15 protein-coding genes are annotated in these 12881 nt (G+C 63.1%); 1 reads left to right on the top strand and 14 read right to left on the bottom strand.

Going from position 1 to position 12881, the window contains the following annotated elements:
• Positions 1-8: 8 nt before the first annotated feature.
• The gene (locus tag JJB99_RS09485; RefSeq protein WP_200498509.1) at positions 9-986 is read right to left on the bottom strand and encodes a hypothetical protein; all 978 of its coding nucleotides are present in this window, start codon (positions 984-986) and stop codon (positions 9-11) included.
• An 814-nt stretch (positions 987-1800) separates the two neighbouring features.
• Here JJB99_RS09485 and JJB99_RS09480 point away from each other — a divergent pair.
• Complete coding sequence (locus JJB99_RS09480) at positions 1801-2571, top strand: response regulator transcription factor (RefSeq protein ID WP_200500095.1); 771 nt, start codon at positions 1801-1803, stop codon at positions 2569-2571.
• A 100-nt stretch (positions 2572-2671) separates the two neighbouring features.
• On the opposite strand, the gene JJB99_RS09475 is transcribed toward JJB99_RS09480, so the two are convergent.
• From JJB99_RS09475 to JJB99_RS09415, 13 genes are all read right to left on the bottom strand, one after another.
• On the bottom strand, positions 2672-3127 hold the full coding sequence (locus tag JJB99_RS09475) for a hypothetical protein (protein ID WP_200498508.1): 456 nt from the start codon (positions 3125-3127) through the stop codon (positions 2672-2674).
• Positions 3124-3636 carry a flagellar biosynthesis protein FlgN gene (locus JJB99_RS09470; RefSeq protein WP_200498507.1) on the bottom strand — a complete coding sequence of 171 codons (513 nt, stop codon included), beginning with the start codon at positions 3634-3636 and terminating at the stop codon, positions 3124-3126. Before JJB99_RS09470 ends, JJB99_RS09475 begins: the two co-directional genes overlap by 4 nt.
• A gap of 37 nt (positions 3637-3673) precedes the next feature.
• Complete coding sequence (locus JJB99_RS09465) at positions 3674-4156, bottom strand: rod-binding protein (RefSeq protein WP_200498506.1); 483 nt, start codon at positions 4154-4156, stop codon at positions 3674-3676.
• Positions 4153-4572 (bottom strand): hypothetical protein, encoded by a 420-nt coding sequence (locus tag JJB99_RS09460; RefSeq protein ID WP_200498505.1) that lies wholly within the window; start codon positions 4570-4572, stop codon positions 4153-4155. Before JJB99_RS09460 ends, JJB99_RS09465 begins: the two co-directional genes overlap by 4 nt.
• 6 nt (positions 4573-4578) lie before the next feature.
• Positions 4579-5331, bottom strand: coding sequence for a flagellar biosynthesis protein FliR (fliR, locus tag JJB99_RS09455; protein WP_200498504.1), 753 nt, complete (start codon positions 5329-5331; stop codon positions 4579-4581).
• Entirely contained in the window at positions 5328-7409 is a 2082-nt protein-coding gene (flhA, locus tag JJB99_RS09450; protein WP_200498503.1) for a flagellar biosynthesis protein FlhA, read from the bottom strand. The genes fliR and flhA overlap by 4 nt, the downstream gene beginning before the upstream one ends.
• Before the next feature lie 78 nt (positions 7410-7487).
• Entirely contained in the window at positions 7488-7754 is a 267-nt protein-coding gene (gene fliQ / locus JJB99_RS09445; RefSeq protein WP_200498502.1) for a flagellar biosynthesis protein FliQ, read from the bottom strand.
• Positions 7751-8173 carry a flagellar hook assembly protein FlgD gene (gene flgD, locus JJB99_RS09440; RefSeq protein ID WP_200498501.1) on the bottom strand — a complete coding sequence of 141 codons (423 nt, stop codon included), beginning with the start codon at positions 8171-8173 and terminating at the stop codon, positions 7751-7753. Before flgD ends, fliQ begins: the two co-directional genes overlap by 4 nt.
• 15 nt (positions 8174-8188) lie before the next feature.
• Positions 8189-8599 (bottom strand): flagellar biosynthesis repressor FlbT, encoded by a 411-nt coding sequence (gene flbT / locus JJB99_RS09435; RefSeq protein ID WP_200498500.1) that lies wholly within the window; start codon positions 8597-8599, stop codon positions 8189-8191.
• Positions 8599-8943 (bottom strand): flagellar biosynthesis regulator FlaF, encoded by a 345-nt coding sequence (gene flaF, locus JJB99_RS09430; RefSeq protein ID WP_200498499.1) that lies wholly within the window; start codon positions 8941-8943, stop codon positions 8599-8601. Before flaF ends, flbT begins: the two co-directional genes overlap by 1 nt.
• 101 nt (positions 8944-9044) lie before the next feature.
• A complete protein-coding gene (locus JJB99_RS09425) occupies positions 9045-10091 on the bottom strand; it encodes a flagellar hook-associated family protein (RefSeq protein WP_200498498.1) in 1047 nt (348 codons plus the stop codon).
• Between the two features lie 3 nt (positions 10092-10094).
• The gene (gene flgK, locus JJB99_RS09420) at positions 10095-11570 is read right to left on the bottom strand and encodes a flagellar hook-associated protein FlgK (protein WP_200498497.1); all 1476 of its coding nucleotides are present in this window, start codon (positions 11568-11570) and stop codon (positions 10095-10097) included.
• 34 nt (positions 11571-11604) lie between these two features.
• The gene (locus JJB99_RS09415) at positions 11605-12843 is read right to left on the bottom strand and encodes a flagellar hook protein FlgE (protein ID WP_200498496.1); all 1239 of its coding nucleotides are present in this window, start codon (positions 12841-12843) and stop codon (positions 11605-11607) included.
• Positions 12844-12881: the final 38 nt, after the last annotated feature.

The following is a 12881-nucleotide window of genomic DNA, read 5'->3' as shown; positions in this document are numbered from 1 at the left end:
GCTTTGGCTCAGGGCGTCGCCCTGCGTGACGAATAGATGACGCCGCCGCTGGACTCCACCACCAGGCGCCCGTTCTCGTTCCTGATCTCCTCGATGCGGCCGAGGCCCGGCACCTGCTGTCCGAGCACGACCTCGACGACGCCGTTCGGACTTTGCAGGATCGCGATCCCTTCATAGGCTTGGCGGACCGACCAGCCCTTGACCGCCTTCCGCGGCGCCGACGAGCGCTCTGACGGAGGCACCGAGCCGGTGACCTCGGGTGCCGCGAGCGACGCCATCATCGGGGCTGCCTGTGACGACGGCTGCGATTGCGCCATTGTCGGCGCCGGAGCCTGCGCCTGGGCGAGCTTGTCGAGCTTTGCCGTCGAGGACGAGCTCACGCGCTCGATGCGGTCGAGGTTCTCGGCGAACCTGCCGAAACGGTCATTGGTCGCCTTGCTCGATTGATCGACCGCGGTGCGCAGGCCGTCGAGATTTTCGGACACGCCCGACAGCTGCTTACGCAGCTGCCCGACCGTCTCGCGCAGATTCCTGATCTCGGTGTTGGCCGCAACGTTGCTCTGGGCAGGCTGCGTGGCGAGATAGGCGATCACGCCGGTGCAGGCGCAGACCACCAGGATGGCGGCGACCGCCAATGTTGCGAGCGGCGCGACCCATGTCGGACGAGGCGGCGGCGGCTTGGCCACGATTACGGCCGGCTTGAGCGCGACTGGCGTGGGCTTGGGTATCGCCATCTTGTCGAGGCGCGCCTTGGCGCGAATACGCTTCAATCCTTCAAGCGCTTCTTTTGCCAAGGTCTCGTCGTTCGCCACGGTCGACATACGCTTTGCGCTCGCTGCCGGCTTTGCGCTTGCAGCAGGCTTGAAGTTCGCAGGCTTGGCCGCTTGCGCCGCGTTGTCCTTTATAGTGCTCGCCGCTGGAGCCGGCTTCGCCGCCGCGGAAACATCAGCGGTCTCGTTGGGACGAGCTTGTCCATCGGACAACATGTGAAAATGCTCCGTTCGGTTCAATCTGTTTGATCGACGAGATTATTTGCCGAAGCTTGCCTGAAACGTGCGCATCGAAAGCTTTTCATCACGCGCGATGCGACGTCACATGAGTCGAACGCGTCATGCACGTGGCGAGAGTGCGACTCGAAAGACACACCCTCGCCAAGATTTCGCCAAGCTGGAGTCTCCTCGCCACACGTGAGTCGAATTGTCGCATGTAGAAACACAGCAAGGAGAGTCAATCCGGAGTTGAAAATTGCGGCATGCGCCGAGCTTGCCGCGCTACCCAAAATAGCTGTGATTATACGGAGATGCGGAACTTTAGAACCGCTGCGGTGCAAAACTAGTTCGAATTTCAAATCAACTGATGCGATTGAACATACCAAGAAACAACTCGAAACAAATCAACAGCATCAAACACACATAGCAATCGCTTTGCAGCGCGCGCTTGATCGGAATTAGGCAATTGTTACGGTCCTACTCAAGTGATTCTCGCCGGTTGGCGAGGAGATCGGCACAGCACAGTAGCGTTCGGACGCGATGAGCAACTTGGCGCAACTGGTCTAGGCCGCTTTCTCAATCCGCTCCGCGGGATGTAAGACCCGCCGGGCCTCACGCAGTAAGCGTTCAGTATCGAGTCGAAGTAACAGGCCCGCGCAGGTGGGCACTGAATGCGTAGGGCTGCCCGCGAATATCGAAACCATAATAACGGTTCGCGGGATGGGAAATATCGTCAAACAGCATGGTCGCCGGGCCGGGCATCACAACAACTAGCCGGCCGCGAGAAGTGCGAAACAGGGGCGAAAGACTGATGTATATTATCGTTGATGATCGCGAGAGCGTCACGAACAGCTACGTTGGAGGGCTCGTTCGCGAAGGTGTCTCGTCGATCGGATTCTCCTCCGGAGAATTCTGGGAATGGCTGCAGTCTGCGAGTGAATCGGATCTGGCGGCGGTCGATGCCTTCCTGCTCGGGGATTGCGATGCCCGCGGAAGCCTGCCGCGGGCGATGCGCAAGCGCTCCTCGGCTCCCATCATCGCCATGAGCGGCCAGAAGATGCTCAAGAACACGCTCGAGCTGTTCGAATCGGGCGTCGACGACGTCGTGCATGTGCCGATACATCTGCGCGAGATCCTGGCCCGAACGGCCGCGATCGCGCGCCGCCGGGTTGGCGACCTGCCGAGGCCGTGCGAGAGCAGGATCCAGGTCTTCTTCAACGGACGTGACCCGGAGATCGCGGGCCACGCCCTCACCCTGCCCCGCCGCGAGCTGCGCATTCTCGAATATATGGTCGCTAACCACGGCAAGTGGATCACTAAGACGCAGATCTTCAACGCGGTCTACGGCATCTTCGAGTCGACCTTCGACGAGAGCGTGATTGAGAGCCACGTCAGCAAGCTGCGCAAGAAGCTCCGCGACCGCCTCGGCTTCGATGCGATCGTGGCCCGGCGCTACGTCGGATACCGACTCAACATTCCGGCCGGCGAAACCATCGAAGTGCCGATGCAGGATCTCGACGAGGTCGGCATCCTCCTGAACAGGGCGCACGCCGCCCCGGCGGCGTACCCGGCCGGAAACTGAGACGGCGGGACGCAACGAGGACACGAAAACGGCCTCTGCGGAGCACCTTCGCAGAGGCCGTTGCAATTTCTGGAGGCTAAGACGTCAAAAAAGGGCTGCCCTACTGCTTCTGGAATTCTTCCTTCGACACGTAGTTGAAATCCTCGACCAGGACGTCCTGGACGACGTCGGCCTGCATCCGCTCGTTGACGCGCTGCTTGATCGCTGTCGTGAGAACGGAGAGGTCGTAACGGGCGAGCTTCCTGAAATCGAGGTGGTCGTCGGCATAGATCCTGCGGAAGGCCTCGTCGACGACGAACGCCTCCGGCGGAACGTTGAGCTGGTGCATGGTGCGCGCTTCCATGGTGTAGACGAAGCGCGCGACGATGTAGCCCTGCACATTGCCGTTCTCGATCATGGGCACGCTCAGCGCCCGTGTCTTCTGGTATTGCAGCCCGTCGAGATATTCGTCCTTCGCCGGCAGCAAGCTGCCGTTTTCCTTCCAATAGGCCACGCCATAGCTGGTGCCTGCGGTGAGGATGCAGACCCAGAGTCCGGCCAGCACGACCCTGATCATTTTCCGTCCTGCGCTGTGCGACCGGTATAGGTGCCGTCCGACTCGGCGTCCTTGACGGCCTTGACGATGATGGCCGCGACCTCCCGCACCGCGTCGTAGTGCATTTCGAGGACGGAGCGATTGCGCTCGAGCTTCTCGCGCAACCGCTGGATCTCCTCGGTGATCTCGACCTCGCCGCCGAGATGCATCCGTGCCCGCATCAGGCGGACGAATTCGAGCATGCTCCGGCTCTTGCGGGCGCTGAAGTCGTCGAAATCGATCTTCTTGCCGCTCGTGAGCGCGGCCGTCTCCTCCTCGACGATGGTCTCGAGCCGCCAGATCGCCGATAGCAGGCCGCGCATTTCGTCCGATCTCGCAGCCTCGGTGCCGCCAACCACCGCCTCGCTGCCGGCATTCGGCAGCAGCGCAGGCAATTGCGCACCGCCTGATCCTGCTCGCGTCGTCATTGCCTCGCTGTCCACGACCGGCTGCTCCATCGTCAGGGCCGCCGCGCCTTCTTGTACCTGCATAGGAAATCACCCCTCAAAGTCTGTCATCATTCCCGGATCATGATCCGGCTTTCCCCGTCGCGTCCGGTCCCGTCGGATGCGCAGCGGCGAGCTGCTTGGCAATGCCAATGCCCTTGCCCTTTGCCAGCTGGGCACCGAGCTGCTCCGCCAGCATCGACTTCCAGACGCCGCCGGCCGTGCCCTTACCGAACACCTCCTCCGACTCCTTCGGCAGCATCGTTTCGACGAAGGTCTGGAGGATGAAAGCTTCGAACTTCCGGTACACCTCGCCGGACGCCGGCGCCTTGATCACCTGCACCGGCGGCCCGTTCACGGCAGTCGATTGCGCCTCGGCAACTTTCGCCGCGGCTTGATCGCCAGTTGCCGCCTTGGCCTTGCCGACCTCCGCGTCCATCGTGGCGGCAAAATCGGCGCCCGATGATTTCAGCGCATCGAGCTTGGCCGCCGCCGCGCGCTGCGTCACGGGATCGGCGGCATCGAGGACGTCGAGGACGAGGTCGGGCGTTGCTGTTACGATCATGTCTTGTTCCGGCTGGCTGGCCGCGGCGTCCACTCGCGCACGGTGAGGCTTGTTCCCGTCATCTCCTCGAGCGCACGCTTTTCGGCATCGCGCAGCTTGTCCGCGAGCGCCGCCCTGGCGACCTGCTCGAGCTGTTTCACGCGGCGCGTCTCGGAGCGGACCTGGTCGAGCTGCTGCGATGCCTTCGCCTGGACCGCGCGTGCACCGACGCTGGTCCTGTTCAGGCGCCGCGCGATCGATTCGCTCGACGAGCCGGCCGGCGGCTTGCCTTGGTTCAGGGCTCCGACCAGCCATTCCTGCTCGTCCAGCAAGCCGCGCTCCTGCTGCCGCAATTGCGCCAGTTGCCATTCGGACAAGCGGAGCTGGAGCTTCACCAGCGAGACCATCCGCCCGAGCTTGTCTGCGCGTGAGGTCATGACCGGTCACTCCGCCAGCCACGACGAGACGCCGAGCATGAATTGCGTCAACAGCTCGTCGCTGGTGAGGTAGAGCAGCAGGAAGCCGCCGAACAGCACGAAGGGCACCGAGATGAAGTAGACCGGGATTGCCGGCGTCAGCTTGTTGATCAGGCCGACCGCGAGGTTGACGATGACCGAATAGACGATAAACGGGCTGGTGATCCGCAAGGTCAGCACGAAGGCCTCGGACAGGCGACCGACCAGCTGATCGAGCGCCATGCTGTCACCGAGCCTACTGCCTGGATGCCAGACGTCGTAGGAGTTCATCAGCCCGCGCAGCACCTGCCAGTGCTGGTCGGTCATGAAGAACAGCGTGGTGACGGCCGCCATGATCAGCGGCACCAGCGCCGGCGCCGGATCGGTATCGCCGATCGGCGTCCCCGGGATGTTGCTGAGCCCGATCGCGCTCGCCATCACGGTCGCCATGGTCTGGAGCGCGAGGAAGAACACGCGCCCGCCGAGCCCGATGACGCTGCCGACCACGAGCTCGGAGCAGATCAACAGCGCGAGCGTCAGCGGCGCCGCGTTGTCCGTGAGAGGTTTCAGGATCGCGATCAGGACTGGCGTCAGCGCAAACGTCGTCACGAGCGCGACGAACAATCGGACCTGGGCCGGAACGTTGACGCTGGAATAGCCCGGCACCAGCATCATGCAGGCGCCGATGCGGCAGAACACGATGAACGTGACCAGCACGCTGTCGGCGAAGCTGCTGATCACGACACGGCTCCGAGCGCTCTGATCTCGGCGCTGCGCGCGACCTCGACATGCGACAGGATCGGCAAGGTCGGGAACACCCGCTCCAGGATCATGCGGACATAGGGGCGGGCTTCGGGCGTCACCGCCAGCACCACGCTGGTGCCGTTGTCGGTGAACTTGCGGATAGCGGCGCTGGCTTCGGTCGCGAATTGCTCGATCAGGCGCGGATCGGCATCGAACTCGACGACGTCGCCCTTGGCGTCGCGCTTCAGGCTCTGGTGGAAGGCGAGATCCCAGCGGTTGCCGAGGCGGACCACGTTGAGCACGCCATTTTCGGAGAGGTCGCCGCAGATCTGCTGCGCAAGCCGCGTGCGCACGTGCTCGGCGATGTGCTCGGAGCGCCGCACATGAGGCGCGATCTCGGCGATGGCCTCGAGGATCAGATGCAGGTTGCGGATCGACACGCGCTCGGCCAGCAGGATCTTGAGGATTGCCAGCAGACCGGAATAGGAGATCTGCGACGGGCAGAGATCCTCGACCAGGCGCTTGTATTCGGGATCGAGCCGGTCGAGCAGCCCGCGCATGTCCTTGTAGGACAGCAGCTGGGCGAGGTTCGCCCTGATCACCTCGCTCAAATGGGTGAGCAGTACCGACAGATTGTCGACCGGCTTGCAGCCCTGTCGCTTGACCTCGTCGGTGAAGGCTTCCGTCACCCACAGCGCCTTCATGCCGAAGGCGGGCTCGATCACCTCTTCGCCGGGTACGTCGGGCTTGCCGTCCTTGTCGACCAGCACCAGCACCTCGCCGAGCCTGAGCTCGCCCTGGGCGACACGCGTATCGTGAATCCGGAACTGGTACGCCTTCGGATCGATCGACAGATTGTCGGTGAGCTTGATCTCGGGGATGACGAAGCCGTATTGCTTGGCGAACTTCTTGCGGATCTTGGCGACGCGGTGCGCAAGCTCGGTGCGCGAGCCCAACAGATGGACCGAAAGATGGCCGCCGAGCGACAGCTCGATCTCCGCGGTCTTGAGCTGTTCCTTGACGGAGTCCTTGGCCTCCACCTGGGCGCGCTCATCGGCCTTGCGCGCGTCTTCCTTCTGCTTCAAGGCCGCTGCCCGCTTCGGCAGCGAGTAGCCGACGAAGGCCATGACGCCGCCGAGCAGCACGAACGGCGCCATCGGCAGGCCCGGCATCAAAGCCAGCACGAACATCATCAAAGCGGCCGCTGACACGGCGCGGGGATAGCCGCTGAGCTGGCGGAGCACCGCCTGCTCCGCCGAACCCCGAGTGCCACCCTTGGAGACCAGCAGGCCCGCCGACAGCGACACGATCAGCGCCGGCATCTGCGACACCAGACCGTCGCCGACGGAGAGTTTTGTGTAGACGTCGGCGGAGCGCGCCAGCGTCAGCCCATGATGGGTGACGCCGATGATGATGCCGCCGAAGATGTTGATCGCGGTGATGATCAGGCCGGCGATGGCATCGCCGCGGACGAATTTCGAGGCACCGTCCATGGCGCCGAAGAATGCGCTCTCTTCCTCGAGCTCACGGCGCCGGCGCTGGGCCTCCTTATCGTCGATCAGGCCCGCGGACAGGTCGGCGTCGATCGCCATCTGCTTGCCGGGGATGGCATCCAGAGTGAAACGGGCGCCGACTTCGGCGATACGAGTCGCACCCTTGGTGATCACGACGAAATTCACCGTGACCAGGATCGCGAAGATGATCAGGCCGATGACGAAGTCGCCGCCCATAACGAACTTCGAGAAACCGGCGACGACGTAACCCGCGGCCTGCTCGCCCTCCCCGCCGCGCGACAGGATCAGACGCGTGGTCGCGACGTTCAGCGCGAGGCGCAGGATCGTCGCGATCAGCAGTACGGTCGGGAAGGCCGAGAAGTCGAGCGGCCGCTGGATCCACAGCGCGACCATCAGGATCAGCGCCGACAGTGCGATCGAGAACGCGAGGCCGAGATCGATCAGGATCGGAGGGATCGGCAGGAACAGGATCGTGAGCATGGCCACGATACCGCCTGCGAAGAAGGCGTCCGCCCCGAGGCGTCGCGGGCTGGGCAGGCTAGCAGCTAAGGTATCGGCCATGGGTCACCGGCAGAGGGTCCGCCCCTCAATCTGCCGTGCAAAGCTTACGCGAGGGTGGTGACTGGCGCTTTCTGCAGATCAGAAGCCATGCTCGATTCGCGAGTAGACCATCTCGGTGAAGGTGGAGAGATGCGCGCCGATAAAGGAACCGGAGACGGCGACGACCAGCAGAATGACGATGATCTTCGGAACGAAGGTCAGCGTCACCTCCTGGATCTGGGTCAGGGCCTGCATCAGCGCGATGAGGGTGCCGACCAGCATGGCGGCGCCGACCGCAGGGCCGGAGGCGACGATGATGGTCCAGATCGCCGCCTGGACAATGTCGAGGGCGTCGCGCTCGTTCATGACTGGCTGATCGTGAGCCCGGGCCCAATGGCGACTTTGGTACCGTCCTCGAGAGTCGCGATGGAACCGTTGGTATTGATGGAGATCGATGCAACCTTGCCGCTGAAGGTCGCTCCGGTCGAGTCCGTGAAACTGACCTTCTTTCCGATCAGTCCGTCTGCTTGCGACAGCGACTGCGAGGACAGCAGCGAATCCAGCTTGTTGTTGGTCTGCATGGCCTGCTCGACCGACGACAGCTGGGCAAACTGGCTCATATATTGCGAAGTATCCATCGGATTGGTCGGATCCTGGTTCTTCATCTCGGCGATGAGAAGCTGAAGAAACGTGTTGTAATCGACGCCGGTGCTCGACGTGGACGTGGTGGAGCCGGTCGAACTGGACGACTTGCTGGTGCTGTCGGTCGCGCTGGTGACGTTCATGTGGCCTCTCCGCTGTCAGGCAGCCTCGAATGGGGTTACGGCCGTGGCAGCGGCGAGGATCGCCTGCTCCACCGGAAACAGCGCCCGGATCCGCTTGAGCGCTTCGAAATAGCGGGTCGTGCCGACCAGCTCATCGATCGCCGCAAGACCGTCGAGCATCTCGCGGCTCTCGCACACCGCAAGCAGAGCCGCGTGGTGCCTGCCGTAGAGCGCCGATGCGTCGCTGACGTCGGTCGGGTTCATCAGCATGAGCTGGACGATGAAATAGAGCTGCCGCAGCGCCGTGGTGGCGTCGGAGGCCTGCATGACCTGGCCTTCGAGCAGGAACATGACGTCGTTAACGAGCTCGACGGAGACCTTGCGGTCGACGCGCAGCACCGCACCGTTGATGTAGATCCGCTCGCCCGCCCGCAATGAGATCTTCATCAGAGCGCGTCTCGGATCAGGCGGTTGATTTCGATGAGCTGCGCCACGTCGTTCGACCTCTCTTCGCGAAGCCGATCCGCCTCCTTGACCACCCACAGGCCGATCGAGATGATGTCGGCCCGTAGCTTCTCGGGAAGCCCGTTCTCCGGATGTGCGAGGTCCTCGATGAAGATCGTCCACAGCCGCCGCACATAGAGCAGGCTCTCGACCAGATCCTCGAGGCTGAAGCGGCCCTTCTGGAGCCGCTCGAGCCGGTCGATGCCGAGGCTGAGCGCCTGCCGTTCGCGGCCGCGCGCCTCGGAGCCGCTGTCGTCGACGACCGCTTCATAGGCTTCAAAAGTCATCACAACCACTCTGCGCAGGAAACCGGATAACCCAGACGAATGTTACGAGCGTTACGAACGAGCCTTGGCTCAGAGCTACCTTGGCTCAGAGCTACCTTGGCTCAGAGATAGTTGATGAGACTGATCTTCTGGAGCTGAGATGTCAGCGCAAGCGCGGTCTGAATCTGGGTCTGCAAGGTGTTGACCCGGACCGAAGCCTCGGCCGGATCGACCTTCTCCATACCGACGATCTGATTGTTCAGAATATCCTGCTGCGTCTTGAGCTTATCGGTTGCGGACGTGATCCGCTGCTGGACCGTGCCGATATCGCCGCCGAGCGTCGCGAGATCGGTGATGGCGTTTCCGACGAGGCCGATGGCCTTGTCGACGACGACCTGGAACGTCGCCTGGTCGAGGTTCGCGTTGCCGAGATCGGCCATCATGGTGTAGGCCTCGGCAAGCTTGCGGAAGCCGGCCTGGTTGGCGCTAACCGACGTATCGGCGACCTCGGTCGTGGAGATGCGGCTTTGCATGACCTGGTCGGTGGCCGTCGACCAATTGGTGTTCCAGGCCGGGCTCGCGAACTCGGCATCGAAGGTGGTATCGAGGAAGGTCTGCATCTGGGCCGGGGTGATGGTGTTCACGCTGGCCGAGGATTGCGAGAAGCCGAAGGCCGCAAGGAAATCGGCGTCGACCTGGTTCTTGCTGGCGGAGCCGGCGGTGTAGGCCGTGATCGGCTGGTTCTGCGTGTTGATGCCCGAGAACAGATACGAGCCGTTATAGGAGACGTTCAGCGCGCCGATCAGGTCCTGGAGGTTGGAGGACGCGGGTGGCAGGATGATCCGCCCGCCACCGTCGGTGCTACGGGCCGCGATCAGGTCTTTGAGGAAGTCCGTCGCGGTCGAGCCGAGCTGGGTGATCCGGCTCTGCGTTATGTCGAGGCGTCCCGAGACCAGCCCGTTGGTATCGACGAGCTGATCGGCGAAACTCAGGTCCGCCCGCAGGGTGAGGTCGCTTCCCGTCGTGGCGCCGAGCTCGAGGCCGACGTCGTAGAAACGGCCGGTGGTCGCCTCCTTCGATGCCTTGCTCAGCGCAGCCTGGTTGTTCGTGATCGAGGACCTCAACGACGACGACAGCATCAAGGTCGAGATGTAGTTGGCGCTCATCATGACTTAATTCCCCACGGCGGCCAGCAGGCTCTGCAACATTTCGTCGACGGTCGAGATGATCTTCGACGAGGCCGAATAGGTGCGCTCGACCTGCAGCATCAGGGACATCTCGTCGTCCATGTTGACGCCGCTGACGTTCGACAGCGCCGCAGTGCTGCGGTCGAGCAGCGTTTTCTGGTAGCTGACGTTGGAGTCCGCGGCCTTGCGCTGGTTTTCGATCCAGCTCGTCGACGACGACGCATAGTCGATCAGGCTACCGCTCGGCTTGCCTTGCGTGGTTGCATCGAACGGCTGCGACGCATCCATGCCGCCGATCAGCTGCTGCAGCCTGGCCGAGTAGCCGCCGTTGCCCGCGGTGTTGTATTGGTATGCGGCGCTGCCGCTGATCGCGCCGTCGCGCAGCAGGTTCGGGTTGCCGCCCTGGGCCGGATCAACCGAGGCGGCAACGCTGATCAGGCCGGCAAGGCCGGCCGAGACGGTGGCGCTCGCCGGCATCGCTGGCGCGCCGGGATAGGTGAAGAGGCCGGGAACGTCGGGCAGCGCCGCCGCGGTCTGATCGCTCTCCCTGAAGGTGTTGATCAGGCCGCGCGCGATTTCGTCGAGCTGGCTCTGATAGGTGACTGCGTCCTGGTCGCGCAGCTGAGCGAGGCCGGCAAGCTTGCCCGATTTCAGCGGCATCACCGAATTGGCGCCGGTCACCGGCACACCGTCGACATAGACCGCATTGCCCGTGGTGCCGGCCGTATAGGAGTTGGTGGGCACGAAACTCACCGTACGCGCCGTCTTGTCGAACAGGACGGCGCCGCTGTCGGTGTAGAGCGCCGCGTCGCCATTGGTACGGAGCGACATCGTAACGCCGAGCTCCTGCGACAGCTGCGAGACGATGCTGTCGCGCTGGTCGAGATAGTCGGTAATGTCGTCGCCGGAGATCGTACCCTTCACGATCGCGGTGTTCACGGTCTGGAACTGGGAGAGCAGCTGATTGATGTTCTGAACCGACGTCTTCATGTCGGCATCAGCGCCCGCACGGACCGACTGTACCGTCTGGGTCGCCTGGTTGAGCGCCGTGGCCATGTCCTTGGCGGACGTGACCGCCGCCTGCGCCAGCGTAGTGTTATCAGGGGCGTTGGCATATTGCTGGAGCGCCTGCTTCAGCGCATTGAGCTGCGCCGTCGGCGACTGATCGAGCTCCGGATCGTCCACCGTGGCAGATGCGATCTTCTGGAGACCGTCATAGATCGCGCTCTGCTTGGCCGACGAGGAGGTCGCGATCAAGACGTTGTTGTAGAGACCCGAGCTGGCGGCGCGCTGGATCGCCTCCACATAGACGCCGGTCCCGGGGAAGTTGTCCAGCACGGCGATCTTGCGCGAATAGCCGGTGGCACTGGCACCGGCGATGTTGCGCGAGATGGTCGACGACTGGATGCCCGACGCCATGAGCGAGGAGCGGGCGGATTCGAGTGCGGCGGTAAGGTTCATGATCTGCTCTTGCCGGGGGCGAGCGCCGTGGGAATCAGCGCTTCAGGTTGACGACCACGTCCAGCAAGTCGGCGCCGGTCTGGAACGATTTCGAGTTCGCGGTGAAGCCGCGCTGCGCCTCGATCATCGAGGTCAATTCGTCCGCGAGGTCGACGTTGGAATCTTCCAGCGCGCCAGATTTGATGGTGCCGAGACCGCCCTGGCCGGCAAGTCCGACCTGCACGTTTCCGGAATCCAGGTTCGGCGAATAGACGTTGCCGACCTCGGGCGTCAGATGGTCCGGGCTCGGCACGGTCGCGAGCGCGATCTGGAAGCTCGGCAGCTCGGTGCCGTTCTTCAGGACCGCGGTGACCACGCCCTTGTCGTCGATATTGACCTTTTCGACCGCGGACGGTGCGTTGCCGTCGACCGTCGCCTTGAAGTCGAAGCTAGAGGCGACCTGCGTCATCGCCGAGAGGTCTATCGTGAAGGGGAAGGTCGAACCGCCGGCACTGGGTATATTAAACGCAAGCGATTTCGTGCTCGCTGCTGCCAGCGCGCCCTTGCCGGCCGCCGTCGTGTCAAAGGTGAACGTCGTACTAGGGCCGGTTGGTGCAAGCAGCGACCCTCCCTGGTAGACCTGGACATCCCAGGTGTCCGTCGCGGTCTGGGCAAGATAGACGTCAAGCGTCACGGCATTTCCGATATTGTCGTAGGTCACCATTGACGTCTTCGACGTATAGTTGGCCGGGCCGGCAGGCGCTGTGAGGTTGGTGGCGCTCGGAGCCAGATTGGCCGCGACTGTTGCCTTGGTCGAAGCCGAAGCCTGGAGTGCCATCTGATTGACGTTGACGACCTGCAGATTGCCGAAACCATTGGCGGCGACGTTGGGCACGGCCCCGTTCGCGATGTTGTAGCCCATCAGCTGGAAGCCGGCGGCGTTGACGAGATTGCCGGTGCTGTCCGGCACGAACGCGCCGGCGCGCGTCAGGAAGTTATTGCCGTTTGCGTCCTGCACGACGAAGAAGCCGTTGCCCTGGACCGCAAGATCCGTCGTCGAGGTCGTGAACTGGTAGTTGCCGGCATCGGAGATGGCGTAACGCACCGTGGTCTCGACCGCGCCGGAGTCGTAATTGCCGGAGCCGCTGTTCAGGATCAGCGACGAGAATTCCGTCGAAGCCCGCTTGTAGCCGGTCGTGTTGACGTTCGCGATGTTGTCCGAAACCGTCGACAGCTTGTTGGACTGCGCGTTCATTCCGGAAACGCCGGTGCGCATAACACCATACAGGCTCATGAATTGGGCTCCTTCGGTAGGTTGCCGCTACAATGCGG

Origin of the sequence: Bradyrhizobium diazoefficiens (assembly GCF_016616235.1) — a bacterium.
GTDB classification, from domain to species: domain Bacteria; phylum Pseudomonadota; class Alphaproteobacteria; order Rhizobiales; family Xanthobacteraceae; genus Bradyrhizobium; species Bradyrhizobium diazoefficiens_H.
Note: the sequence above shows the minus strand (reverse complement) of the source record. Positions and strands in the feature narration are given on the sequence as shown.